Source organism: Sphingobium sp. TomMM35A (assembly GCF_054771735.1).
Map to the genome: position 1 here is coordinate 2,569,048 of NZ_BSRC01000001.1, position 24,702 is coordinate 2,593,749.

The 24,702-nt window shown below is 60.1% G+C and carries 20 protein-coding genes; 9 read left to right on the plus strand and 11 right to left on the minus strand.

Features of this window, described 5'->3' with window-relative positions; genetic code table 11:
- Positions 1-4: 4 nt before the first annotated feature.
- From ACYU8T_RS12920 to ACYU8T_RS12930, 3 genes are read right to left on the minus strand one after another with little or no spacing between them, the layout of a single operon-like run.
- Positions 5-604 (minus strand): cytochrome c oxidase subunit 3, encoded by a 600-nt coding sequence (locus ACYU8T_RS12920; RefSeq protein WP_461159668.1) that lies wholly within the window; start codon positions 602-604, stop codon positions 5-7.
- Positions 601-2,319 (minus strand): cytochrome c oxidase subunit I, encoded by a 1,719-nt coding sequence (locus tag ACYU8T_RS12925; protein WP_461159669.1) that lies wholly within the window; start codon positions 2,317-2,319, stop codon positions 601-603. Before ACYU8T_RS12925 ends, ACYU8T_RS12920 begins: the two co-directional genes overlap by 4 nt.
- Positions 2,319-3,188, minus strand: a complete 870-nt coding sequence (locus ACYU8T_RS12930; RefSeq protein ID WP_461159670.1) for a cytochrome c oxidase subunit II — start codon at positions 3,186-3,188, stop codon at positions 2,319-2,321. The genes ACYU8T_RS12925 and ACYU8T_RS12930 overlap by 1 nt, the downstream gene beginning before the upstream one ends.
- A 290-nt stretch (positions 3,189-3,478) precedes the next feature.
- On the opposite strand from ACYU8T_RS12930, the gene ACYU8T_RS12935 reads away from it, so the two are divergent.
- Positions 3,479-5,809, plus strand: a complete 2,331-nt coding sequence (locus tag ACYU8T_RS12935; RefSeq protein WP_461159671.1) for a GumC family protein — start codon at positions 3,479-3,481, stop codon at positions 5,807-5,809.
- 684 nt (positions 5,810-6,493) lie between these two features.
- On the opposite strand, the gene ACYU8T_RS12940 is transcribed toward ACYU8T_RS12935, so the two are convergent.
- On the minus strand, positions 6,494-7,834 hold the full coding sequence (locus ACYU8T_RS12940; RefSeq protein ID WP_461159672.1) for an O-antigen ligase family protein: 1,341 nt from the start codon (positions 7,832-7,834) through the stop codon (positions 6,494-6,496).
- Positions 7,835-8,015: 181 nt separating this feature from the next.
- Positions 8,016-8,786, minus strand: a complete 771-nt coding sequence (locus ACYU8T_RS12945) for a LuxR C-terminal-related transcriptional regulator (RefSeq protein WP_461159673.1) — start codon at positions 8,784-8,786, stop codon at positions 8,016-8,018.
- A gap of 632 nt (positions 8,787-9,418) precedes the next feature.
- Here ACYU8T_RS12945 and ACYU8T_RS12950 point away from each other — a divergent pair.
- The 4 genes from ACYU8T_RS12950 to ACYU8T_RS12965 all read left to right on the plus strand — a co-directional run bounded on the left by ACYU8T_RS12950 (position 9,419) and on the right by ACYU8T_RS12965 (position 14,681).
- The gene (locus tag ACYU8T_RS12950) at positions 9,419-11,500 is read left to right on the plus strand and encodes a polysaccharide biosynthesis protein (protein WP_461159674.1); all 2,082 of its coding nucleotides are present in this window, start codon (positions 9,419-9,421) and stop codon (positions 11,498-11,500) included.
- Positions 11,501-11,565: 65 nt separating this feature from the next.
- Positions 11,566-12,822 (plus strand): DegT/DnrJ/EryC1/StrS family aminotransferase, encoded by a 1,257-nt coding sequence (locus ACYU8T_RS12955; RefSeq protein WP_461159675.1) that lies wholly within the window; start codon positions 11,566-11,568, stop codon positions 12,820-12,822.
- 69 nt (positions 12,823-12,891) lie between these two features.
- Complete coding sequence (locus ACYU8T_RS12960) at positions 12,892-13,458, plus strand: polysaccharide biosynthesis/export family protein (RefSeq protein ID WP_097090774.1); 567 nt, start codon at positions 12,892-12,894, stop codon at positions 13,456-13,458.
- A gap of 74 nt (positions 13,459-13,532) precedes the next feature.
- Complete coding sequence (locus ACYU8T_RS12965; RefSeq protein WP_461159676.1) at positions 13,533-14,681, plus strand: outer membrane beta-barrel protein; 1,149 nt, start codon at positions 13,533-13,535, stop codon at positions 14,679-14,681.
- A 12-nt stretch (positions 14,682-14,693) separates the two neighbouring features.
- Here the strand turns inward: ACYU8T_RS12965 and ACYU8T_RS12970 are convergent, their stop codons facing one another.
- The 4 genes from ACYU8T_RS12970 to ACYU8T_RS12985 are packed head-to-tail and all read right to left on the minus strand — an operon-like array spanning position 14,694 to position 19,412.
- Positions 14,694-16,112 (minus strand): pectate lyase, encoded by a 1,419-nt coding sequence (locus ACYU8T_RS12970; protein ID WP_461159677.1) that lies wholly within the window; start codon positions 16,110-16,112, stop codon positions 14,694-14,696.
- 9 nt (positions 16,113-16,121) lie between these two features.
- Positions 16,122-17,357, minus strand: a complete 1,236-nt coding sequence (locus ACYU8T_RS12975; protein WP_461159678.1) for a glycosyltransferase family 4 protein — start codon at positions 17,355-17,357, stop codon at positions 16,122-16,124.
- Entirely contained in the window at positions 17,357-18,544 is a 1,188-nt protein-coding gene (locus ACYU8T_RS12980; protein WP_461159679.1) for a glycosyltransferase, read from the minus strand. Before ACYU8T_RS12980 ends, ACYU8T_RS12975 begins: the two co-directional genes overlap by 1 nt.
- Before the next feature lie 22 nt (positions 18,545-18,566).
- Positions 18,567-19,412, minus strand: coding sequence for a hypothetical protein (locus ACYU8T_RS12985; RefSeq protein WP_461159680.1), 846 nt, complete (start codon positions 19,410-19,412; stop codon positions 18,567-18,569).
- 78 nt (positions 19,413-19,490) lie between these two features.
- Between ACYU8T_RS12985 and ACYU8T_RS12990 the strand changes: the two genes are divergently transcribed.
- The 4 genes from ACYU8T_RS12990 to ACYU8T_RS13005 all read left to right on the plus strand — a co-directional run bounded on the left by ACYU8T_RS12990 (position 19,491) and on the right by ACYU8T_RS13005 (position 23,000).
- Positions 19,491-19,682 carry a hypothetical protein gene (locus tag ACYU8T_RS12990; protein WP_461159681.1) on the plus strand — a complete coding sequence of 64 codons (192 nt, stop codon included), beginning with the start codon at positions 19,491-19,493 and terminating at the stop codon, positions 19,680-19,682.
- 2 nt (positions 19,683-19,684) lie between these two features.
- On the plus strand, positions 19,685-19,972 hold the full coding sequence (locus ACYU8T_RS12995; RefSeq protein ID WP_461159682.1) for a hypothetical protein: 288 nt from the start codon (positions 19,685-19,687) through the stop codon (positions 19,970-19,972).
- A 280-nt stretch (positions 19,973-20,252) separates the two neighbouring features.
- Positions 20,253-21,446, plus strand: coding sequence for a calcium-binding protein (locus tag ACYU8T_RS13000; RefSeq protein ID WP_461159683.1), 1,194 nt, complete (start codon positions 20,253-20,255; stop codon positions 21,444-21,446).
- A 204-nt stretch (positions 21,447-21,650) separates the two neighbouring features.
- Positions 21,651-23,000, plus strand: a complete 1,350-nt coding sequence (locus ACYU8T_RS13005) for a lipopolysaccharide biosynthesis protein (RefSeq protein ID WP_461159684.1) — start codon at positions 21,651-21,653, stop codon at positions 22,998-23,000.
- Here ACYU8T_RS13005 and ACYU8T_RS13010 read toward each other — a convergent pair.
- On the minus strand, positions 22,997-23,677 hold the full coding sequence (locus ACYU8T_RS13010) for an HAD family hydrolase (protein ID WP_461159685.1): 681 nt from the start codon (positions 23,675-23,677) through the stop codon (positions 22,997-22,999). The genes ACYU8T_RS13005 and ACYU8T_RS13010 overlap by 4 nt on opposite strands.
- A complete protein-coding gene (locus ACYU8T_RS13015) occupies positions 23,661-24,701 on the minus strand; it encodes an ATP-grasp domain-containing protein (RefSeq protein ID WP_461159686.1) in 1,041 nt (346 codons plus the stop codon). The genes ACYU8T_RS13010 and ACYU8T_RS13015 overlap by 17 nt, the downstream gene beginning before the upstream one ends.
- Between the last annotated feature and the right edge of the window lies 1 nt (position 24,702).

Sequence of the window (24,702 nt, forward strand, 5' to 3'; positions counted from 1 at the left end):
GACCTCATGTGGAGACGAGCAGGGCGGCGATCAAAATCCAGATGAAGAAGAGGAAATGCCAATAGACGGCGCACAGCCGGACATTGTGCAGATTGTGCGCCGCAAGTACCCAGGCGGCCGCGACGAGCCCGCCCAGAATGTGCAGGCCATGGAGCGCCGTCAGCAGATAGAAGAAGGCGTTGGCGGGGTTGGACGAGAGATAATAGCCCTGCGCCAGATAATGACGCCACAGCAGCCATTGGCCAATCAGGAAGGCGAGGCCGAGTGCCGTCCCCGTAGCGGCTGCGCGCACTGTCCTTCCGTTGTCGAAGGAGCGGCGCGCGATCTCCCAGGCGATGCTGCTCGCGGCCAATATCCCGCTGTTGATCCAGAGCAGTGGCGGATCGGGCAGGACGACCCAATCGCCCGCATGGCCCATGGACGCATGCAGGCCCATGCGCATGACATAGGCCGCGCCGAGCAGGGAGAACATGACGAGAGCAACGGCGAAATAGACGCCGAGGCCTATCCCTCCTGCGGATGGGCGGGGATTGGACGATGCGGCGGGGTTCCGATCGCTGGCCGGTTCCCAGCTCTTTTCCGCCAGGCGCGCAAGGATGGTCATGTGCGCGGTTCCGTCTGAGGAATGAAGTCGCGCGGCGCGCCCGGCACGCTGTAATCATAGGGCCAGCGATAGACGGTCGGCAGGGTTGGCCCCCAATTGCCATGGTCCGGCGGGGTCTGCGGCGTCTGCCATTCGAGGCTTGCTGCACCCCAGGGGTTCGGATCAGCGCGCGGTCCCCGGAAAAAGCTCCAGATCATGTTGAAGAAGAACAGGCCTTGCGCAGCGAAGACGATCAGTGCGGCGATGCTGATCCATTCATTGGCCAGATGGACCGAGGGCGGGATGAAGCCTGTTTCGCCCAAGGCATAATAGCGGCGCGGCACGCCGAGGATGCCGAGATAGTGCATCGGCAAGAAGATGGCATAGACGCCGAGGAAGGTGATCCAGAAGTGGAGTTTGCCCAATGTCTCGTTCCACATCCGCCCGAAGATCTTGGGATACCAGTGATAGATGGCGCCGAAGATCACCAATACAGGCGACACGCCCATCACCATGTGAAAATGCGCGACGACGAAGAAGGTATCGGACAGCGGAACGTCGACGCTGACATTGCCAAGGAACAATCCCGACAGCCCGCCGTGAATGAAGGTGAAGATGAAGGCGATGGCGAACAGCATCGGCACGCGCAGATGGATGTCGCCGCGCCAAAGCGTCAGCAGCCAGTTATACACCTTGATCGCCGTGGGGATCGCGATGATCAGCGTCGATGTCGCGAAGAAGAACCCGAAATAGGGGTTCATGCCGCTGACATACATATGATGTGCCCACACGACGAAGCTGAGTGCGCCGATAATGGTGATCGCCCACACCATCATGCGGTAGCCGAAGATGTTGCGGCGCGCATGGACGCTGATCAGGTCCGACACGATGCCAAAGGCCGGCAGCGCCACGATATAGACTTCGGGATGGCCGAAGAACCAGAAGAGATGCTGGAAGAGGAGGGGGCTTCCACCCTCGGTCGGGGTGATCGCACCCATCGACTGCATGGTCGGCATGAAGAAGCTGGTGCCCGCGAAATGGTCGAACAACATCATGATCGCCGCGACGAACAGCGCGGGAAAGGCAAGCAGGCCCATGATGGATGCGGTGAAAATGCCCCAGACCGACAGCGGCATCCGCATCAGGGTCATGCCTTTGGTTCGCGCCTGAAGCACTGTCGTCACATAGTTGAGCCCGCCCATGGTGAAGGCGGCAACGAAGATGGCAAGGCTTACCAGCATGGTGGCGATGCCCCATTGGTGGCCGGGCGTTCCTTCGCTGATCGCCTGCGGAGGGTAAAGCGTCCAGCCCGCTCCCGTAGGCCCGCCCGGAACGAAAAAACCCGCGACGAGGACGATGACCGACACCAGGTAGAGCCAGTAGCTCAGCATGTTGACGAAGGGGAAGACCATGTCCCGCGCGCCGATCATCAGCGGAATAAGATAATTGCCAAAGCCGCCCAGCAGCAAAGCCGTCAGCAGATAGACGACCATGATCATGCCGTGCATCGACACGAACTGGAGGTAATTGTCCGGCTGGATGGCGGGGAAGACACCGGGGAAGCCAAGTTGCAGCCGCATCAGCGCGGACAGGACCAGCGCTACCAGTCCGATCGCGATGGCCGTGACGCTATATTGGATGGCGATGACCTTGTGATCCTGGCTCCAGACATATCTGGTGACCCAACTATGAGGATGATGCATCGGCCTCAGGTCGTCGGCCAGGGTGGTAGCCATCAACTCTTGCTCCAGGAAGCGGGGACTATGCAGGCATTTGCCTTGATGAGCAGGATGGACATGGCGGCAGGCGGCGTTTCGGCGAGGATCTGGCCAAAGCTTGTCTGCTGCGCCTGCCAGGCGGCGAAAGCCTTGGGCGGCTCCACCACCACGCGTCCGCGCATTTCATGATGGCCCGTGCCGCACAGCTCAGCGCAGAGGATATCGAACGTGCCCGCCTTGGTCGGGGTCATCCAGAAATAGGTGACGATGCCGGGGACCATATCCATCTTCGCCCGGAATTCGGGCACGTAGAAATCGTGCAGCACGTCCTTGGAGCGCAGCACGATCTTGACCGGCTTATCCAGGGAAAGATGAAGATCGCCCGCCTCTACCAGCAGATCGTCGCGGCCGAACGGGTCCAGCGGATCGAGGCCCAGCGAATTGTCGGGCGTCACATATTTGACAGCTGCCGCGCCCAGCACGCCATCGGGTCCGGGATAGCGGAAGGACCATTGCCACTGCTGGCCAACCGCCTCGATGATCGTCGCGTCCTGGGGCACGGAAACATAGCGGCCCCATGCGGCGAGGCCTGGAGCCAGCATCCCGGCGATGCCGATCGCCGTCCAGATCGTTAGCCTTTTCTCCAAAGAGGCGTTTTCCGGCTCATAATGCGCCCGGTGCCCGGCGCGGTGACGGTAACGCACCAGGACCCAGGCCATGAACAGGTTGAGGAGGATGAAGGCGGCGGCGCAAATCCAGAGGGTTACGTCCAGTGCGGAGTCGATGGAGCCCCAATTGGACGCGATCGGCGTCCGCCACCAGGGACTGAACAGATGAAACAGGACCGAACCAAGCACCAGCATGGCGATGGCGACCGCAATCGGCACAGGCCCTCTCCCACCAATGCGGGCGCCTCATAGCCTTTGACCCGGCTTTTCTTGAGTCGCCTCGGAAAATAACCGCATTGGTAACTTATATAAAAAATGCGCGCTTTGGAAGTGGTTGGCCGTGGGGCGGCCTTCTGAAGCCCGCCGACGCGGCTTGGGACTGCGCGCGAGCGCCCCGGTGCTGCGCCGCTTGCGTCACGCGATGCCCGAAGGGGTTAATCATTATTCCTGCCCTTTGCGCCCTAAGATTGTTTGATCGCTCCTTCCAAAAGCAGGAGGGTCGGCCGCCAATGGGGCAGAATGCCGTCGTGGAGGATCTATTCATGCTGTCGCAATCGGGAATGCTGAATGCGCCCCTTCTCGAAGCAAGGTCTGACGGCCCGATGGATGGCGGGTCCCGCCCTTCCAGCCTTTCGGCACGGCAGGTCATAAAGATCATCCGGCGGCATGAATTGCTGCTGGGCGCGATCGTCTTCTTCGCGGTGCTGATTGTCCTTGCGGTGCAGTTGACGAGCACGCCCGTCTATCAGGCGACGGCGACGGTCCAGGTCGAATTGAATGACGACAGCGGATCGCCGGACATGGCCGCCCGCAACCAGCAGCGTGTGGCGAACGAAGCGGGCATCTACCGGTCCCGATCGCTCGCCGAACGCGTCGTGCAGGACCTGAAGCTCGCTTCCGATCCGCGATTCGTCGAAAATCCGCTGCCCGCCAGCGCCATCCTCGACAACCGGCGTCTGTCGCGCCTCGCGGGCAGGCTAATGTACAGCACGTCGGTTTCGAGCCTGAAGGATTCCGACTTCATCGAAATCACTGTAAGATCGGGATCGCCTGAGCTGGCGTCGGAAATAGCGAACCAATATCCTGCAAGCCTTGCCGCCTACCGTGCCGTGATGCGCGACGACCGGCAGGGCAAGATTGCTGCCCAACTGGATGACGAGCGGGCACGGCTCGCGATAGAGGCGCATAAAGCTGAGCAGGCCGTCGCCAATTTCCGCCGCCAGCGCCAGATGCTGACCGGTGCGGGCGGATCGGAAGATTATGCACAGATCAACCGTATCGCTACGGAAGCTGCTTCCGCTGCCGCCATGCGCGCAGCGCAAAACGCCAGGGCGGCGGGTGTCGCCCGTGCCGTCGGCAACATCACCACGGCAGGCGCCACGTCCCCGCTGCTCGACCAGCAAAGGCGGCAGCTGGACGACCTTACGCGCACGCGCAGTGAACTGGCCATGATGTACGGGGCCGAACATCCGAAGATGCGCGGCTTGGAAGCGCAAATCGCGGAAATCCACGGAAGCATGCGGCAGGAACAGGCGCGAGTTGTCAGCGCAGCGACTATGCAGGCGCAGACCGACGCGGCCCGTGAAGCTGCCATGGCGCGAAGCGAAGCGGCCTCGGCCGCGTCGCGCGCTGGCCAGTTGGAAGGCACCTTGCGCGCGATTACGGGCAAGGCTTTCGCCAACACTGCGGCGACTGTCGAGTTGAACGCCCTTGAACGCAATGCGGAAGCCGCTCGCAGCGCTTTTACCGCGATGAGTACACGGGCCCAGCAGGTAAAAACCAGCCTAGCAGCCTCGGGCATTCATTCGCGCCTGATGTCCCCGGCAGCCGTGCCGCAGGATCCGGTTTCCCCCCGCCCCAAGTCCGCGACCTTCGCGGCGTTCGTCGGATCATTGATCCTCGGACTTCTGATCGTCTTCGGCATCGAACTGACCGACAACCGCCTCTGGAATGCCGATCAGATTTACCAGCAGTTTGGCCTGCGCACCTTTGCCATGCTGCCCGAACTGGATGGTGACGCCCTCACATCGGCCAAGGCTAATCCGGTGCTGCAGGACCCGCAGTCCCTCTATGCCGAAGTGGCGCGGGGATTGGGAAGCGAAGTTGCCGATCTGGCTGAGGCAGGGCGATCGCAGACGGTCCTGATCACCTCTCCGATTACCGGTGACGGCAAATCGACCGTGACCTTGACCTTACTCGCGGCGGCGGTCGCGATGGGCCGTCGCGCAATCGTAATTGACCTTGACCTGCGCCGTCCCAGCGATGTCCTGCGCCCGACGGAGGATGCGGGAGGAAAGCCAGACCTGATCGACTATTTGAGTGGTGCGGTCGATGCGCGCGGCATGCTCCCGCCGCTCGCGCTGACGCAAAGGCCCGACCTTGCGCCATCGGAAATCACCACCTATGAACCAGTTGTCCTGAGCGCCCGGGAGCCTGCCCGCAATCCCGTCGCGCTTATGCGGCTAGGTAAAGTCAACGAATTGTTGGATCAGCTACGCGACCATTACGATCTGCTGATCATCAATGCCCCTCCGACGCTCGCCACGCGAGATTCTCGCATGCTGATGGACGCCGCCGATCAGACGTTGATGGTCGTGCGCTGGGGACGGACAACCATAGAACAAGTGCGCGCCGCTTTGCAGGTGCTGCAAAAGCCCGTCGACGGTGTTGTCATGAACCGGGTCGATTATGCCGAACATGCCCGCCGGGGCTATGGCGATCCGGTCCAGTTCTACATGGACTCGGCTGAATATTTCAGTGGTGAGATGCCAACCCGCCGCCGTTGGTACGAGCGGATGGCCCCTTCCCGCTGGCGGGAGCGTGCGAACCATATGGCGTGAGGGGGTTGGGGCAGTGCGCACGCAGCGACCGACCTTGCGCCTGCATATTCTCCATTAGCTGATGAGCGTCACTGAGTGGATCCTCCTTGTTCAAGCTGATCCTACAACTGAACCGTTACGTTTATGCCGAGCCGCGGCTTGTTATGTTGGATGAGACCACGCCGATGACTCGGCTGTCGGTCTTGAAGTACTCGTTCCAGGGCATCAAAGACAAAACTGGCAAGAGCCGTCCTGCTGGCCGCCATCCGATAATTTGTCTAGCGTCAGCGTTGGTGACGTAAGCGCCTGCCCTTGTCGCGACGTGAATGAACTCTGACACCCGCAACATGTTCGGGAGCGCAGAACCTGCGATTGACGTAATTGCAGGATGGCGCCGCCTTGCCTCTGATCCTGGCGGCGCCCCGGCTTGCCACGATGAGCCCTTCGGGGCACATCTCACGCATCAGCCTAGCGACTGTTCAGCAGCGATCGGGAAGCCTTCCATATCATCTGCCGCCGGACCTTGCGCGCGCCGTAGATTGCCAAGTTGTCGGCAAATACGCACGGTCTCGGGTTTGAGAGCTGAACTCTGACGCGTCGGCGCCGACGGCGAGCACCTGATCTTTTCAGCAAGCAACACCTCCGTTGCCAGTACCAACTCGGCACGGCGCTGCAGTAGGCATCGCTCCGGACAGTCATGGACGCCTAACCTCGTAGCGGTGGAACAGGCCTTTGCGCTCCTCGGCATTGCTTGGATAAAGGAACAAAATGGTCCTCCAGCGCTCCCTGTCTCAAAAGCGAAGGACTTATTGCCAGGAAGATCATCAGGAACCAGCATCGACCATAAACGTGGGGCATTCCCATCAGGGCGTTTGCGAGGGTGACGGATATCGACACGGTGGTTAGCAGCACGAGCTTCCCATATCTGTTTCGATGTGCGGCGACCGCTGTAAGCAATGGAACGCCGAGCAAGATTAGATAGCCGAGCAGCGACAAGCCGCCGCCTTCGTTCAACAACAGCAGGTAAAGATTATGCACGGGTAGCCCATATCGGCTTTCATACCGGTATTGGTCCGCGCCCAGGCCAATGATGAGGTTCCCATCGGCCATCTCCAGCGCTTCCCTGTTCAGTTCCTGCCGGGAAGCAAATGTCCCGGCGCTCGATAGATCGCCCGAATTCACGGCAGAGAGCACGCGCGTCTGGAAGGTTGCCGGAAGATAATCCTGTCCGAACGTCAGCACGGCGCTACCGAGCAATGCAATGACTATCAGCGTCTTGAAGTTGCGTCTGCCGCCAAAGAAGATCAATGCCACCGCGATCATGCTGTAAAGGCCTGTATTGGAACTTGTCAGGATTATTCCCATGACGAGCAGGCCAATGCAAAGAAGTGCTACCCACTTGCGCATCTTGTCGGATAGCAACAACATCCAGACAAGCGGCAGCGCCATAACCGATAGTACTGCCATGCCGTTGGGATTACCTGCAAACCCCTGCATTCTCCTGTTGCCCGTCACGATCGCCATTTGCTCTCGCTCGGAACTGTAATGGCCGGCGAAGTAAGCGAGCGCGCCTATGAAGCACATGATGACCATGCCCCAGATGCAGCATTTGATAAGCTGCATGGCTTCTTCCTCCGATCTGCGCAGCAGAACGAGGGGCACGAGCAAATAAGCGAAGGCATATTGCGTAGTCAGCACGAGGCACCGGACCATGTTGCCGTTAAAGGCGCTTCCAAGGAACAGGCCGCCGCTCAGCATGAGCAGGCCGAGGACCCAAAGCCAAGTCAGGCTGGCAAAGGGTGTGGCGACCCTGCCCCTTCCAATGCGCAGGAAAAAGGCGCCAGCAAACAGGATATCGCTAAGCGTAATGTAGACGCTGGGATGACGAAATGCATTATAGGGGGCGAAGAACACGGCCGCCTGCAACAGCACGAATTCCCATCTGTGAAGTTCGTCGGTCCAGGACTGCGCCTGATCCTGGGGAAGGTTGCCGCGCGGGCTGCTGGGCAACGGGTAGCGGCTTGCCTGATAATGACTGATCCGCACGCACTGCGCTCCGCTTGGTTAGCTGAACCTTTTCGCAGCTAGGATGCAAATCTGGTCGCCTCTAGTCCATTGCACAAAATGCCTGTTCAGCGATCATAAGAGCATGTCGGAATATCCAATTGGATAACCCCGACCAGGATAAAAGGTGAAATCTTTGCGTGGCTTATCAAGGGATGCGTCGTCAGGCGTTCGCGCGAGAACCCGCCGCATCGCCTCCGTTACCCTTGGATGAAAAGCTGCTCCGGCTTGCCCCAGCAAAAGAAGCTGCTGGATATGAAGGCGACGTATCGCCGCCAGCCATGCCGTGCAGCCCTTGGCTCGCGGCCCATATCGCTGCCTGGGTGCGGTTGGACACGCGCAGTTTGCGGAGTACCGCCTTCACATGGACCTTAACCGTGGCCTCGCTGATCGACAGCTGGCGCGATATGACCTTGTTGGGCAATCCGGCGATCAGGCGCTGCAAGATTTCCATCTCCCGCGCGGAAAGATTGGCGCCGTCGATCGACACGGCATCAGGAACCTCCTCGCAAGTCGTGGCTTGGTCGATCAGCTGCTGAGCCAGTTGTGACGGGAAAATCTTTTCTCCAAGCGCTATGAGATCGAGATATCCGCCCAGTCTTTCGCAAGAGAGGTCGTTGATCAGATAGCCTTCCGCCCCGGCCCGAAAAGCATCCAGCATCGTGTCGAAGTCAAATTTGTTGGCGAGAATGGCGATGCGGGCGGCAGGACATTGCTCGCGCACCTCGGCAAGGGCAGCGCCGCTCCATTCCCTGTCCTGATCCTCGATCAGCAGCAGCAGACATGCGGGGCAGTCCGTTTCCGAAAGGAGGAACTCATCAAGCTTGGCGCCCGTATAGAGAATATGGCGGTGCTGGGAGGACAACAGCCGCCGCAAACCTTCCCTGACGATCGAGCTTCCGCCCACAAGCACGACATCTGAAACTATTGTCATCGTTCGCCTCCCTCAACATCATCGGCACGCCGTGATGGATTGAAATGCAAAAGCACTGCCTGAAGGCGACCCCAATCTTATCGAGCCGGAGAGTATCACAACTGCCGATCTGAACAATAGGCGTAACTTTCTGTAAAAACTTAACTTGTATAAAGAATGTTCAGGAGGCGGATCAGGTAAGGTCCTGTCTTTTCACATGTTTGGCAAAATGGTTGAAATCATGTGCCACATTCCATTTTCGCTGCAATATGACCGGGCGGCATAGACCAAGTGTCCGATTCGTTTGTGACAGCATCAAAGGACCACCGGCGTTATTAGGCGCATCCGGGCGTTCGGAAGATCGCGGTGCCAACACCGCGTGGGCTGCTGTCAATTAGCCAAAAGATTTACTCCGACCTCATCCGGTAAATCATTCGGGCTGCCAGCGTCGGGAATTCTGCTCCTTCGGCCATCGCTGGCGCCCATTTTCTGCCACTAGGGATGATAGCTGTCTGGTTCATTGCGGGTGAAACCCAAGTCGTTACCGTTTGGCGGTGACTTGAACGATCACGCTCTGCATGCCGCGAAGATGTTTTCGACCTATGCGGTGCGCGATCGTCGAAGGTCTTTTCTTGAACCGCAAGGGTTTTGCTATGGATGCGAGCGCACCGCCCGCTGGATCTGACCCAATTCTCGACGACGGCGTGGACCTGCGGGAAAATGTGCCCGCAGGCGCGCCGGTTTGGGCGATATTGCTCCATGATCTGCTGACACGGCCGACCGGCTTCCCCGGGCCTGCGCGTTTTGCAGCGCTGATGCTGATCGATGCATCATTGATCCTGATCACCTTGCTTGCGGTGGTCATGACGATGCCGGGGACGGTTTCGACGGCCTTCCATGATCGCCCCAGCCTCATGTTCTTCTTCAGCCTGGTGGCAGTGTTCACCCTTTGCCTGACGGGCCTTTATTGGCGGAGCTGGCGCTTCCTCTCCTTTGGCGACGGCATCACCTTGTCGACGGCGGTGGCCGGAGGCGCGGCGGCGGCCTGGGGGATGTGCCTGATCCTCTCCGCCAAGATCAGGGCTGCCCCGCTGGAGGCGGTCGGCTTTGCTCTGCTGCACTCCGCCCTGTTGCTGGTCGCCATGATCGGCGTGCGAACGGTGCGCCGTGGCCTGCGCGAATTTGCCCTTGCCCATATCGTGCCGCCGGGCGGCAGCCACAATATCCTGCTGCTCGGCGAGCTCGACTGGATCCGGTCGCTCATCGACATGTTGCGCGCCGAACGCACGAACCGTTTCAATGTCGTGGGTGCTCTCACCTTCGACAGCCGCGAGACGAGGCTGCAGATCGCGGGAATTCCCGTGCTCGGTTCACCCGACAAGCTGCCCCAGATCGTCGAGACGCTGGCGACACGCGGGCTGAAGCCCGAGAGCCTTGTCATCCGCGGCGACAAGACGATGCCGCGCCGCTCCTTCTCCCATCTGGTCAAGCTGGCGGACCAGTGCGACCTTACCGTCGCCCATGCCAACGACCTGCAGAAAACGAAGGATGGGGAACCGCGCATCGAGATCAAGCAGTTCGAGCTTGCCGACCTGCTCGGCCGTCCCGAAGTGTCCCTCCAGCGCAATATCGTCGACCGGCTGATCCGTGGCCGTCGGATATTGGTCACTGGGGCAGGCGGCACGATCGGCGGCGAGCTGGTGCGCCAAATCGCAACCTTCCGCCCAGCGGAGATCGTGCTGCTCGACCATTCGGAGTTCAATCTCTACACGATCGAGATGCAGGTCCGGGACAAGTTTCCCGAGGTCATCTGCCGCCCTGAACTCTGCTCGATCCGTGATCGCGCGGCGCTCAATGACGTCTTCGAGCGCCATCAGCCGGAGGTCGTCTTCCATGCGGCCGCGCTCAAGCATGTGCCGATCGTCGAGGCCAACCCGTGCGAAGGCGCACACACCAATGTGCTTGGCACGCGCAACGTCGCCGATGCGGTCTGCGCCTATGGCGCGCTTGCGATGATCCAGGTGTCGACCGACAAGGCGGTCAATCCCGTCGGTGTCATGGGCACGACCAAGCGCCTGGGCGAACTTTATTGCCAGGCGCTCGACCTCATTGGTCAGTGCGATCCGGACAGTCCGCGCTTCATGACCGTCCGGTTCGGCAATGTGCTGGGTTCCAGCGGCTCGCTCGTGCCCCTGCTGCAACAGCAGATGGCCGCCGGAAAGCCGCTCACCATCACGCATCCTGACATCAAGCGCTATTTCATGACCGTCGGCGAAGCTGTGCAGCTCATCCTGCAGAGCAGTGCCCGCGCGATGGAAACGAATATTGACCGCGGCACGATCTTCGTCCTCGACATGGGCGAGCCGATCAAGATCGTCGATATCGCGCGCAGGATGATCCGACTTGCGGGGCTGCGTCCGGACATCGACGTGCCCATCAAGTTCGTCGGCCTGCGCCCGGGCGAGAAGCTCTACGAGGAACTGTTCGACACGACCGAGGAACAGCTTCGCTCCACCATTCCTGGCGTGATCGAGGCCAGTCCTTGCCCCGTGCCGCTGGAAAAGCTGGTCAACGCCTTCACCGAACTGGCGAGCCTGATCCATGCCCATGATGAGGATGGGGTTCGCGACCTGATGAAGGAATTGCTGCGCGCTCCTGCCCAATCCACCTGGGCCAAGACGCTGCGCGAACTGACCCGCGAAATCGATCTTGTGGGCAAGGCTGCGAATGAATGACGGACTGCGCTTCAGACGCTCCGGCTCGCAGCCGTCCCAAAGATCAGCGTGAGGGCTGGAAGTCGATGAACCAGATTGTCCAAAATCGTGAAATCAGTGGCGCGACGCCTTTGGCTGCGCCGTTCCCGCCGCCCGAGCAGCGCTGGCCGCAATATGAGCAGGACGAAATCGACGCAGTCGTCCATGTATTGCAAAGCGGCCGGGTCAATTCGCTGGTGCATGGCGATGAGTGCCGCGCGTTCGAGCGGGAGTTTGCCGACTATTGCGGCATGCCGCACGCCATATCGCTGGCGAACGGCACGCTCGCGCTGGAGCTCGCGTTTCGCGCTCTGGGCGTTCGGCCGGGCGACGAGGTGATCGTGCCGGCGCGCAGCTTCTTCGCGAGCGCTTCGGCAGTAGCTGCTGTCGGGGCGGTGCCGGTGTTCGCCGACATAGACCGGAACAGCCACACCATAGATCCCGCCGCCGTCATCCCGCTGATCAATGAGCGGACAAGGGCGATACTGTGCGTGCATCTGGCGGGCTGGCCATGCGACATGGACGGGCTACTGGCCATTGCGGATCGACATGGCCTGTGGCTGGTCGAGGACTGTGCCCAGGCGCATGGCGCCGCGATCCGGGGAAAGATGGTGGGTTCCTTCGGGCATGCTTCCGCCTTTTCCTTCTGCACGGACAAGATCATGTCGGCAGGTGGCGAGGGCGGCATGCTGCTGCTGAAGGATGAAGCCCATTGGGAACGAGCCTGGGCCTATAAGGACCATGGCAAGAATGTCGCGATGCTCAGCGCGCCTTCGGCTGGCAATGCCTTCCGCTATTTGCACGAAAGTTTCGGCACCAACTGGCGGTTGACGGAGATGCAGGCCGCGATCGGCCGGGCCCAGCTGCGCAAGCTGCCATCCTGGCTGGCCCGCCGCCGCGCCAATGCCGCCATTCTGCGCGCAGGCTTGAGCGGCCACCCGCTGATCGCGCTTCCGCAGGTGCCTGATGGGATCGAACATGCCTATTATAAATTCTATCTGCTGCTCGATCCAGCGGTGGCGCGATCCGAGGTGATCGCGGCGCTCGCCCGGCGCGGCATTCCGGCGGGAACGGGTTCCTGCCCGGACATGTCGCGCGAGTTGGCGGTGCGCAACAGCGCCCATCCCAATCTGCGGCCGCTCCCCGTCGCTGCCGAGATAGGCGAGCGCAGTCTCATGCTTCCGGTGGACCATCTTCTCGGAGAAGCGGCGATGCACTTCATGATCGAGACGTTGCTGGAAGCAATTGGCAATGAAGGCGGGAAATTATCGTTACTGAACAAGCAACTATACAGCAGCAATTGACTTGAACTTATTTCTGTTCTGAAACTGAAACAAAATGGCCAGAGATGGTCAGAGATATGGGAGGTGGTCATGCGGATCGTCCAGTCTTTCGGCATTTCCCTCATGCTGGCCCTTTCGGCCTGTGCAGGCTCGGTTGGCGGACTGCCTGCCGTTTCCACCGCTAACGCTGATCAGTACAGGTTGGGGCCGGGCGATGAGCTTCGCGTCATCATCCCCGGCCTGACGGAGATCGAAAACGGCACGGCTTTCGTTGTCAACGATCGCGGAGAACTGACGCTGCCGCTGATGGGCGGGATTCCGGTCAAGGGCTCGACGATACCCGAACTGGAGCAGCGGGTCGCTGCCCTGCTGGTGGAAAAGAGGCTGATGGTGTCGCCTGCCGTCAGCATTCAGCCTGTGAAGCTGCGTCCCATCTATATTCTTGGCGAAGTGCGCAGCCCGGGTGAATATCCTTATCGGCCGGGCATGACTGTCGTCACGGCTGTGTCGGTGGCCGGTGGCTACACCTTCCGCGCCAACAAGAACACTGTCGCCATCATCCGTCAGGTGGATGGGCAGGCATCGACCGCCAAAGCATCCGAAAATACGCCGATCCAACCGGGTGACACCATCAAAGTCGTGGAGAAATGGTTTTGACAGCAGCACGCCTCCTCCCATTCTGCTCCTGCATCATACTTGCGGCGACCGCATTGCCAGCGGCCGCTCAGCAATTGGACAGGGCCACGCCGCTGCTGGAAACACCCGAGGAATATGAGGCAAAAGCAGTCCAGTTGGGGAGGATTTCGGCTTATCTCGGCGCAGACGTCCGGCTGGAATATGATTCCAACATTTATGCGCTGCCTTCGGACAAGATCGATGATGAACGCCTGACCATCTCGCCCTGGCTCAACCTGCGACTGAGTGACGACAAGTTCCAGCTGTCCGCGGAGGCGCGGGGCGTCGTCCGGCGCTATTTCAAAAACGAGTCTGAAAACTCCGAGGGCATCAACGCAAGCCTCGGCGGCGTATACAATCTGTCGGGCAGCGACGCGATCAGCGCCAATGTTGGCTGGACACGGCTGGTCGAAGACCGGGGTGAACCTGAATCCCGCACCGGGGCCGGCTCGTCCCCCCGCAAATATGACCTTTGGCAAGGCGACCTTGGCTATACGCATCGGGGCGCTCGCGTCACCGTGAGCCTAAAAGGCAGTGCGCTCAAGAATAATGCGCTTGCCTCGGTTGATTCCGAACGCGATCATGACCAATATTCCGCCTCCGCGCGGCTCGGTTATCGGGTGAGCGGCATGATGGACGTGTTTGGCGAAGCGTTCTACTCTAGGAGGAGCTTCCGGCTGGCGGTCGACGCGTCGGGGACGAACCGTGACTCCAAGACTTATGGAGCTCGAGCTGGCGTTTCCTTTGAGCCGGGCGGCCTGATCCGTGGCGAAGCAGCTGTCGGCGTATTCCGCTTCAATCCCGATGATCCGCGGTTCGACAGCCGCACCGGGCTCTCGGTGTCGGCTGGGCTAACCTATACGCCGTCGCCGCGATGGGCGATCACGCTCGATGGCTTCCAGGGCGATGTTGCCACGGTACGAAGCGGGGCGCAGTCGCGGACCGATACCAGAGTGCGTCTTGGTTTCCAGAATGAAATCTATCACAATATCCGCTGGCAAGCTTCTGCGCTGTACCGCCGCAGCAACTTCATCGGTACGAACCAGCACGAAGAGACGGTGGCGGGCGTAGCTGAAATCGAATATTTGTTGAATCGCAATATATCTTTTGCTCTTACTGGGCGTATTGCCAAGCGAGATAGCAGCAGAGCATTTGATGACTTCGATCGTACGATCTTGGGGGCAGAGATCCGTCTTCAATATTAGGACGCAAGGGCATCAGCGGATATGCCGCCCGGCCATGACCTGGCGATGAGCGAAATCTAGAAACTCATCAAGGTTTAGCCACTTATCGTGATCGGCATCCTGCCAGGCGTCGTTCTTTCGCGGGTCCATTCCGTGGATCCTCTCCCAACTGTCGGCCATTCCATCCTCGTCCAAGTCAACATAGGGCATGCCGGGTGCAATTGCGGGCAACGGACGCGGTCCGCCCAGCATCGCGCGGTCCTGCAAGATCCGCCCTGAGCGCTGGCGCACTTCGAGCGCGGTGAGGTCATCCAACGAATCGCGGGGAAAGGCGCCTGCGGACATTAGCGCCTGGGCATAAGCTTCCTCTGCCGACATCACCCTTACGCTCAAAGGGCATGCGGGACGCTCCACGACAGCAACATTGGCGTCCTTGGTGACCAGCTTCTGGACGCCGTCCAGCACATTGCCAGCCAGGAATAATTCTGAATTGCGAGGATTGTCATAGGCCACTCGATCGACGGCGGCGATATAGTTCCGGCTATCCGGACCACCCTTGTAATAATTGCTGACTACATTAAGGGCCGATCCCCCAAAATATTCATGGATTTCTGTGAAGCGCGAGCGCGCATTGTAAAGGACATTGTTTATTATCTCGATGCAAGAGCCGGGCATGAAATTCACATGCGGACTTCCACCCCCATTTTGAGCGCAGATGTTGCGGATGAAGCTGATCTTTTGTGGTTTCGTCGGGTGGGAAGCGAGTAGCGCGCATTTTTCACGCTTGGGAATCGCTTGGGTGAAGATGGAATTGGCGATAGTGATATTGTTGTTGAACTTCGAACCGGCCACGATCTGGCCTTGGGCCCAAGCTCCGCTCACATGATCGAAAATGACGTTGCGGCTGTTTTCAAATGTGAATGACCCATTGCTGCCGCGATGTGCAGCATTGCGATCGGTGCGCACGCGGATGTGACGTATGATGACGTCGTGCGTGTTCTTGACCACGATCGGCGTTAGGCCGTCTTTCCCCCCACCATGGGTGACGATTATCCCGCCACCGGGCGCAGTCTGTCCTGCAATGGTAATGAATGGATTGCGGATGATGGGGCGTTGGCTGGTAAAGCGGATGACGCCGCTCACTCGGAAAACGCAAATTCGCGGCCCCTTTGCGCCTATGCATTCACGCAAGGATCCCGGCCCCCGGTCGTTCAACGTGGTGACGGCGATTATTTTTCCTCCGCGCCCGCCTCGTGAACGGCGCCCAAACCCTTCCGCTCCAGGAAAGGCCTCCGCGCCTGCGACCTCCGGCAGCACGGATGATCCGCCGAGTTTGCTGTCTTCGATTGTACCGCTTCCAGGGCCAGATAAGTTGGATGGCGCAACAAAGGGCGCAATCAGCAAAGTAGCAATGCCGACACCTAAAATAGCGGTGGCATTCTGGCTTACCACGGCGTTGTTCTAGTTCCGTCGAAAATTTGTGAGAAGTGACTGGTAGATGGTGCTGATTTGATTCACATGGCGATCGGCGCCATAACGTTTTGCGGCTCGAGCGGCTGCCATTTCGGCTATTCTCGCGGATCGCTCGGGATCGTCTAGCAGGGACAGGATAGCCGATGCCATTGCGGCCGGATCGTCCACTGTGGCAAGCAGGCCATTCACACCATCTTCTATCGCTTCCAAGTTACCGCCAGAGGCCGCCGCGACGACCGGGGTACGCAGCAGCATCGCTTCGATCAGGGTTCGGCCGAATGGTTCGCCTACCGCCGTTACGGCGTGGATGTCACATGCCGCCATGAACTTGGCTGCAGGATATCGAAAGCCCATCAGTCTTATCCGGTCGGCCACATTGAGGGATCTCGCCCTCTGTACCAGTTCTTCTTCGATCCCCGTGATCATGGGCGAACCGAAAATGAGGCCCATGACTGGCAGATCGGGGCGCCTCCTGACAATCTCCGCCATCGCGTCAATGAATTTTCCGGGTCTTTTGCTCTCCTGCAAATTGCCGAAGAAACCAATTAGCCGCGTTGCCGAGTCCACGTTCAGTTCTGATGTCAAATCATCATGAGCCCTTGCTCGATCAATTTGTTCTGCTTGCGTTTCGAAAGGGCTGTAGACAATTGATGTGTTACGCGCGGCTGCGGTGACGCGCCGGACTTCCGAGAGTGCGAATGCAGAAACTCCGATTATGCGACTGGCTACGAAGGGAGCGATATATCGCACTCCCCGCGCGCTGGACGTTCCTCGATGATGCCAGAGCAGTTTCGCTCCGGCTAGTCGGGCCGGCAGCGCCCAGGATATATGCATCAAGCCTTCGTTAGTATGGACAATGCGAACTTCATGCTCTCTGAGAAAACGGGCAAGTGCCCATTGATCTGCGACGGCCCCGATCAAAGCTTGTGTTCCCGGGCGTAGCGGAACGCCGGGCGAGGAGCCGAGAAAGCGGTGCGGCAGGGTGACGAAGTCGAGCCCTTCTGCGCGGAGCAATTCGCTCATTTGGCCGGATCCGTGATGCAGCACTATCAGTGGCGCGAAACGCGTCCGGTCAAGCCGCTGGATGAGTTTGAGCGCCGAGATATGGCTTCCGCCGATCACGCCTCCAGGAAAGGGGAAGCAAATGCGCGCAGGTCTGGCGCACATTTCTAGCCCCACCGGCCTTTGATTTGAGCTGTCGATAGTTGTCAGAACCTGATCCATCACATCACCTGCGCTTGGCCGATGCCGGCCCGAGACAAATTTTGAGGAGCGCCTGCGCCGCCTGCGCCCCGATAGAGATCGCTGTACATCCCGGCGATCCTGCTCATGGAAAATCTCTGTTCCACGCGGTCGCGCGCAGCGGCGCCGAGTTGACGGCGCCCGTCCGGCTCCATCCTGTCCAAGGTGACGATGCCGTCCGCGAGAGCCGCTGCATCGCGCGGGGGAACGATGATGCCCGTACCGCCAAGCACCCCTCCGCTGTCGCCCACATCCGTCGCGATGCAGGCTATGCCGCAAGCCATCGCCTCGCCCAGAATGTTGGGAAAGCCTTCGCCCCATGCCGATGGAAGGACGAGGAGATCGAGGCCCTGTAACAGTTCCGCGAGTGAGCCATCATGGCCGCGCAGTGTCACGCGATCGGCGGGGAGCGCCTTCAGCAGCTCCGCCAGCCGCCCCGTCGGCCGATCCATCCCTTCGCCCGTCAGGATGAGGTGGGCATCGACACCCGACTGCCTAGCAATCAGCACTGCCTCCGCCAGGTTGGCGGCGTCCTTCATCGGATGATTGCGCGCCGCCATCCCGATGATCAGCGATCCGGGATCAATGCCGAGTTTGGCGGCGAGTTGCTCGCGCGCGCCTTCGCGAGGGCGGAAAAGATCGGGGTCGAAGCCGTTCGGGATCACCATTGCATGGCGCGCGTGGAAACCGAGCCGTTGATGCTGTCCGGCGGCGGCATGCGAATTGTAGATGATCGAGTGGGGCAGGCGGGATAGCAGGGCTGCCGTCCGCACGACCGCTCGCAGCGCGGGCTTTTCCTGACGGATATCGTCGATGCTATGGCGCACGTTCCAGATCAGGGGGATTTTTCTGGGCATCAGCCCGCTCGCCAGCGTGGCAGCGATGTGCGCATGGTACATCCATGCCATGATCAGGTCGGGCTGCACCTGCCGGATAACAGCGCGAAGGCGGAACAGGCTGGGCAGCAGGGTGAACGCGCCCCTCAGGCCGCAATCATAAAGGGGCGTGCCGCTGGCCCTGATACGATCCGCGCGCGCGCCAAGTGGCATCAGGGACGCGACGGACGATTGGACGGCAAAGCCATGCATGCGCTCATACTCGACCAGTTTCGCGAGCATGGTTTCCGCGCCTCCTACACTCAGAGCCGTTATGGCGTGGAGAACCTTCATCAAAACTCCTGCGGTACGCTGTTCATGCTGTCGCCAACAGTTTTTCTATCTCTGATCCCGCCCCGATCCGTTTCACCACCTCCAGCACACCGCTCTCGCGCAGCGCAAACAACGTGCCATGATGCTCTCCCGAGGCGAGCGTGCGTACAATGAATAATAACGATCCGGGTCCCTTCAAATAACTGCGCAGATTTTTTACCGCTTTCCGGAGATCTGCTTCTCCAAAATAATTCTCGTTAAGTATGTTCGCCGCCCGGACGACATCGAAGCGACTTGCGAAGGTAATACGTGGTTTTAACACGTCATCTTCAATCACTGAGATTCGATCATGATCCAAGATGCGCGGGCTCACGAGCTCGACTTTCCATCCCCCGACGCCATCCCGCAACTTGCGCGCTGCCAATTGGCCAAAGATGCTCGTAAGGATGGGGCGCACCAGCCACATCCCGGTCAGATAATCGAGGCGTCGCCGCCATGGCGGGAGTGAGTGCCCGAACAGGTCGATCTGCAACAACTCGCCTTCCTTGCTCATCAGCGCTGCACAACGCATACCGAGCGGGACGATCCAGGCATGGATCGCATAATCCGTACCTGTGATCTGGGGCCGGTACCCTTCGCGCGCTAAAGCGTCGCACAGATCAAGCGTAGTCGTTCCCGACGATACCCCGACATCCAGCAATTGCTGGACATCAAGGCCTTGCGCTTTCGCTACTTGCACCAGCAGGCTATCAAGCTGCTCAAACCGGCCACCCCAGGTGCATTTGAACGTGTTGTTTGGATTTTTTAGGGAACTGAAGAAGGCATCCTCCACTTGTTGTGGAAGAATTTCCGCCGGGCGGCTGAAGAATTGCGTTGCTGCGAGTATCATAGACTTGAACCTACAACGTATGGCCGAGGCATGAAGTGGGCGCTTGGCTAAGATCGAGGCCAATAGGGATTAGCCCAAATGCGAGAAGGCCGACGGTCGGCTAAGCCGATTGGTACGCCCACGCGGACCAACGTCGTCAGCGTGCTTGCCGCCAGGCCGCTCGGCATCCCCGTCATCGTTTCGGAGCGCAACAATCCCGCCCTGCAATATCCCGGGATGCTGTGGTCGGCGTTGCGCCGTTATGCCTATGCCCGCGCCCATGGGCTGTGACGATGACGAAAAGCGCGATGCGCTATTTCCGCAACGTTATGCGCCAGCGCCAGTGGGTGATCCCCAATCCCACCTATGCTCCGGTCCAGCTCGATGGGTTGCGGTCAAGTGGCAGGCGGATCGTCGCGGTCGGGCGGTTGGTGCCGCAAAAGGGCTTCGACCTGTTGCTCGACGCCTTCGCCAAAGCTGCGCCGCATATCCCGAACTGTCGCTTGCCATTTGGGGGGAAGGCCCCGAAAGCGCGCGGCTGGAAGGCCGCCATCGGGACGACCAAGGCCGCCGCTATTTAAACGGAGCAGCCTGTTTTTGCCACATCTAGACGATGCTGTTCGGGTCCCCTCGCAGAACAATTGGCTTCCGGGCAATCATAAGCTCGAAGCAGAAGTCCTTGCTCTCAAAGAAATAATGCCAGCATCTTTGTTGATCCTTTGCCAATACAGGCTCCGTACATCAAGAACAAGCCGCCTCCTGTGGGCATTTCAATCATACATTCATTTATATTAGCTACACCGCGAGTTAGATCAGCCTGGCGTCACTTGAGGCCGCCGGGCTTTTTGCGGGAGCGGGGAAATGGCGAAATTTACCGGTACGATTGGCAACGACTTCATCAGGGGAACGATCCTTGCCGACTTCATGTATGGCGCGGCGGGCCATGATCAATTGTGGGGCGGATCGGGCGATGACTATATCGAGGGCAATGACGGCAACGACGCGATCCACGGTGAAGCGGGTCTCGATTTCCTGAAGGGGGGATCGGGCGACGACCAGATCTGGGGCGAAGATGGCGACGATTTGATCGACGGCGGGGCAGGCAATGACCGTATCTACGGCGGCTCCGGCAAGAGCACGATTGAAGGCGGTGACGGCAACGACTGGATCGAAACTGCCGACGGTCACGACCTCATTCTAGGAGATGGCGGAAACGACACCATCTATAGTGGTGCTGGCCGAGACTATATCGACGCGGGGCCGGGCGACGATATCATCTATGCGGGCGCTGGCGATGACGGCTTCTTGAACGAAATCAATCCCAGCACAGGCTTGATGACTTCTCAGGCCGTTGCCGGCGGCGAAGGCAATGACTGGATTTACGGGGAAGATGGCAACGATAAGCTGAAAGGTCAGTTGGGCGACGATCATGTCTATGGCGGAACCGGCAATGACAGGGTCGATGGCGGAGACGGCAACAATTATCTGTCCGGCGGGACGGGCGACGATATCCTTGATTCCAAGGGTGGCGTGGATCAGCTTTATGGCGGCGATGGCCGGGACAGCCTTGAAGCGGGCGGTGGCAATGACTTCCTCGACGGCGGCAGAGACGCGGATTCAATGAGTGGCGAGACTGGCGACGACGTCATGTATGGCGGCGATGGCGACGATTTGATGCTAGGCGGAGACGGCGCCGATCAGCTGCATGGCGATGCCGGGTTCGACAAGATGATGGGCGACGCGGGCGCCGACAGGCTCTGGGGCGGCGCTGGCAATGACTGGTTCGTCTTCAAGGGCCCCGGAGCGCTGGGCGGCGGCGACCGTGTCGAGGATTTCCAGGACGGCATCGATCGTATCGTCCTCGAAAAGCTCGGCGTCACTAAATATGCGGCAGGCGGCGGGCTTGGAACGGTATTTGCGCGCAACGGGGCGGCGGGCAATGTCTTCCTAGATGTCGTCACGTCGACGGGGGCAAAGTTCAGCATCGATATCGCCGATCCTACGGCATCGCTGACCGCCGCCAACTTCACGGCTGCGGATTTTCTCCTCGTCTAAGGCTGTCCGACAGTCTCCTTCTTGCTGACCGGGATGGCGCCGCCTTGTGAAGCAGTGCCATCCCGTTCCTTCTTTTCCGCGACAGGCTATTTAGGATTAAGACGACAGAGAAGCTGCGTCTTGCGTGCTTCAGCCCCATGCTAAGGTTGTGAAAACACGATCTAAGGTGGGCTGTCGATGAATGCCGGCGGATTTCGTTTAAGAATGAACCTGTCCTCGGTCTCTCTGCGCGATGTCCTAGATCATCGGCGAGTAAGGGCTGTTTTCCATCTTCTCACCGGAACGGCGGCGACGCTGGCGCTGACGCTTTTGTCCATCGCGCTGGTCGCCCGGCTCTTAACGGCAGCACCCTATGGCGTCTTCGCCATGATCCTCACGCTGGGTCAGGCATGCGAGCGGCTCTTGAGCTTCCAATCCTGGCAACCGCTGATCCGAAGCGGCGCGACGCTTGATGTTGGAAAAGACGAGGCTTCCTATTTCGCACTGCTGAAATTCGGCTGGCTGCTCGACATCGGTGGCAGTGTGGCGGCCTGGGCCATAGCCAGCGTCCTGACGATCATAGGACACTTCCTGTTCGGAATTTCTCTTGAGTATGTCGGCTATACGCTGCTGTTCGCCATATCGCTGCTGTTCAATTTCAATGGTGTGTCTACTGCAATCTTCAGGCTGGCGGGTCAGTACCGGGCCATAGCGCATGTCCAGGTCGTGAATGCCTTCATCCGCCTCCTCTGTGTGGCCGGCGCATATCTTGCCGGGGCAGGCATGTTCCATATCATCATCATATGGACAATCACGCAGATACTTGGATCGACGTTGAATTTCGTTTGGGCGATGAGCTTGCTCCCAAAGCCTGGATTCCGGAAGCTCCTGCGGGCAAGCACCAAAGGGATCAACGAGCGTTTTCCAGACATCTGGCGCTTCGCGCTTGGCTCTAACATCTCGCTCACCCTCTGGTCGAGCGCTCAGGCAGTAGACACGCTGATCGTCGGATGGCTCGCAGATCCAGCCAGCGCAGGCCTCTTTCACATTGCCAAGCGCATCAGCCGCGTGGTCCTTCAGATCGGTGCGCAGGTGCAGGCCGTCATCTATCCCGATCTCAGCCGCCTCTTTGCGGCGGGCAAGCGCCGCGCCTTCGTCCGAGTGCTGCTTCAGACCGAAATGCTACTTGCCTGTTTTGGCGCCTGTTGCTTCATCGGCATGTTGCTGATCGGCGAGCCGCTGATGCGTATCGCTGTCGGACCTCATTTTGCTGGGGCCGCGCCCCTACTGACTGTCCAGATCCTGGCGGTCACGCTTACCATGAGTGGGTCCGCAAGCCGCTCGGGACTGCTGGCGCTGGGCGATCAGCGAGCACTTCTGAAAACTGCGATGGCGTGCACGCTCGCCTTCTATTGCGCCGTATTTCCGCTGGTCCCGCTGGTCGGGGCGATGGGCGCGAACATCGCGCATCTGCTGTTCGGCGTGATCTGGCTCGGGGGGCTGGCCTTCTATTTGCGCCGCGCGATCAGCGCGGCTCCATGGGCGGACGCGAGCGAGAAGAGCGTAGAGCGTTAGAGCTCTTCCAGCGTCTCGATGAAACGGTCGGCTTTCACGCCCTCATGCGCGGCGAAGTGATGGATGCGTTCCGGCCGGGCAATCTGCACCGTCCGCCATCCGCGCTCTCGCGGCGCGGTGAAATCCTTGGACGGGTTGTCCGCGACATAGGTCAGCGAAGCCCCGGAACATTCGAACAACTGTTCGACATGTTCAAAGGCGCGCGGGTTGGGCTTCCAGCAGTCTCGTCCCCATCTGTCGGTGCAGATGCCCAGATGGATGCCGCGCCCATAAAGGCCGAGAGCCCTGATCTTGCGCCGCTGCGCGTCGAGAAAGCCGTCCGTGATCACCGCAAAGCCTGTCCTCTCGTCCCGGGCGGCAAGGAAATGGTCTGCATCCGGTGCCAGGCGGATGTCCGGCCGGTGCTGGCGGTATGTTCCCAGCATGCGCGCGATCAGGGTGGGTGACGGTGTCAGCCCAATCTCCTTCAAGCTTTCGTCGAAGACATGGGTACGAAATCCCGCTTCGAACCGGGCCCGCATCATCTCGCCAAGACCGTCGATCCCCAGCGCATTGCGCGCCCATCGCCCCACGGCCCCGAGCCCGCTCAGCACATAGTCGCGCTCCAGATAGAGCGTGTCATCCAGATCGAAGACGATGACGCGATCGAACCGAGTGGCTTCAGACGAAAACGGCATCATCGAAACGCAACATCATGACATTGTCCTGCCAGCCATCATGAGCCGTGAGTGGCAGTCCCAGCCGTTCCTCGAGCAACCACTGTGCAAAGCGCGCGCCTGCCCGGTGCGCCAGCGGATAGCCGCCGCCAAAGCGTGCGTTGATCTCGAAGATCGAGGCACCCCCGGCCGCATCCATCCTGAGCTGGAAGCACAGCGCCCTCCGCGCGCCATGAAGCGCCGCGCCCAATCGCCATGCAAGCTCTTCGATGACTGCGTTCCGGACGGTCACGCCCTTCTCGACCTCGCCAGCCCGCACTCGCAGTCGCTCGTGCGGAACCGCGCACTGCATCCGTCCCTCCCCATCGAAGTAGAGACTGACGGTGAACTCCCGCCCGTCGAGAAATTGCTGCAGGATATAGGGCTCGCTGTCGTCCAGCGCGGCCACTTCCTCGCGATCATAGACCATGCCGATGCCTCGGCTCGAACTGCCATGCCGCGGCTTGGCGAGCAGCGGCAGCGGCAAGTCCGCCGCGCCCGCCAGATAATCCTCAGCGGCGATCGTCGCGGGGGATGGCAAGCCTGCACCCGTCAGGAACTGCGCCGTCGCCAGCTTGTCCCGCGCCATCTCGACCACCGCCGCATCGGAGACCGCGACATGGCAGTTGATCGCGGCGAACTGGTCGCGTGCGTGCGCATAAGCGATCAACTCGGTATCGATCGTCGGCACGATCAGCTCGATCTGCTCACGCCTGCATATATCCAGCATCGCCGGGATGAACCCTTCGCTCTCCGCGGGCGGCGCGGCAAAGCTTCTGTCGGCCTCGACGCAGACGGGGCTCCAATCCGGCTTCAGGTCCGAAGCGAACATCATGAGGTCTATGCCGAGCGCTGCCCCCGCTTCGCGAAAGCTCCGCATCAGCCCGACCCGCCGCCCGGCGGAGCTCAGCATCATGCGCAGCGACCGGCCGCTGCGTTCTGCTCCTTCCCAATCCGTGCCCAAGCTTGCCGATGCTCCTCCATGGCGAGTCGCGGGTGCGTCCATG

Coding starts and splice junctions, on each gene's coding strand:
- ACYU8T_RS12935 (WP_461159671.1), top strand. CDS start 3,479: ATGGGGCAGAATGCCGTCGTGGAGGATCTATTCATGCTGTCGCAATCG.
- ACYU8T_RS13005 (WP_461159684.1), top strand. CDS start 21,651: ATGAACCTGTCCTCGGTCTCTCTGCGCGATGTCCTAGATCATCGGCGA.
- ACYU8T_RS12920 (WP_461159668.1), bottom strand. CDS start 604: ATGACCATCCTTGCGCGCCTGGCGGAAAAGAGCTGGGAACCGGCCAGC.
- ACYU8T_RS12985 (WP_461159680.1), bottom strand. CDS start 19,412: ATGATACTCGCAGCAACGCAATTCTTCAGCCGCCCGGCGGAAATTCTT.
- ACYU8T_RS12925 (WP_461159669.1), bottom strand. CDS start 2,319: ATGGCTACCACCCTGGCCGACGACCTGAGGCCGATGCATCATCCTCAT.
- ACYU8T_RS13000 (WP_461159683.1), top strand. CDS start 20,253: ATGGCGAAATTTACCGGTACGATTGGCAACGACTTCATCAGGGGAACG.
- ACYU8T_RS12955 (WP_461159675.1), top strand. CDS start 11,566: ATGAACCAGATTGTCCAAAATCGTGAAATCAGTGGCGCGACGCCTTTG.
- ACYU8T_RS12990 (WP_461159681.1), top strand. CDS start 19,491: ATGCGAGAAGGCCGACGGTCGGCTAAGCCGATTGGTACGCCCACGCGG.
- ACYU8T_RS13015 (WP_461159686.1), bottom strand. CDS start 24,701: ATGGACGCACCCGCGACTCGCCATGGAGGAGCATCGGCAAGCTTGGGC.
- ACYU8T_RS12995 (WP_461159682.1), top strand. CDS start 19,685: ATGACGAAAAGCGCGATGCGCTATTTCCGCAACGTTATGCGCCAGCGC.
- ACYU8T_RS12945 (WP_461159673.1), bottom strand. CDS start 8,786: ATGACAATAGTTTCAGATGTCGTGCTTGTGGGCGGAAGCTCGATCGTC.
- ACYU8T_RS12975 (WP_461159678.1), bottom strand. CDS start 17,357: ATGGATCAGGTTCTGACAACTATCGACAGCTCAAATCAAAGGCCGGTG.
- ACYU8T_RS12980 (WP_461159679.1), bottom strand. CDS start 18,544: ATGAAGGTTCTCCACGCCATAACGGCTCTGAGTGTAGGAGGCGCGGAA.
- ACYU8T_RS13010 (WP_461159685.1), bottom strand. CDS start 23,677: ATGCCGTTTTCGTCTGAAGCCACTCGGTTCGATCGCGTCATCGTCTTC.
- ACYU8T_RS12950 (WP_461159674.1), top strand. CDS start 9,419: ATGGATGCGAGCGCACCGCCCGCTGGATCTGACCCAATTCTCGACGAC.
- ACYU8T_RS12960 (WP_097090774.1), top strand. CDS start 12,892: ATGCGGATCGTCCAGTCTTTCGGCATTTCCCTCATGCTGGCCCTTTCG.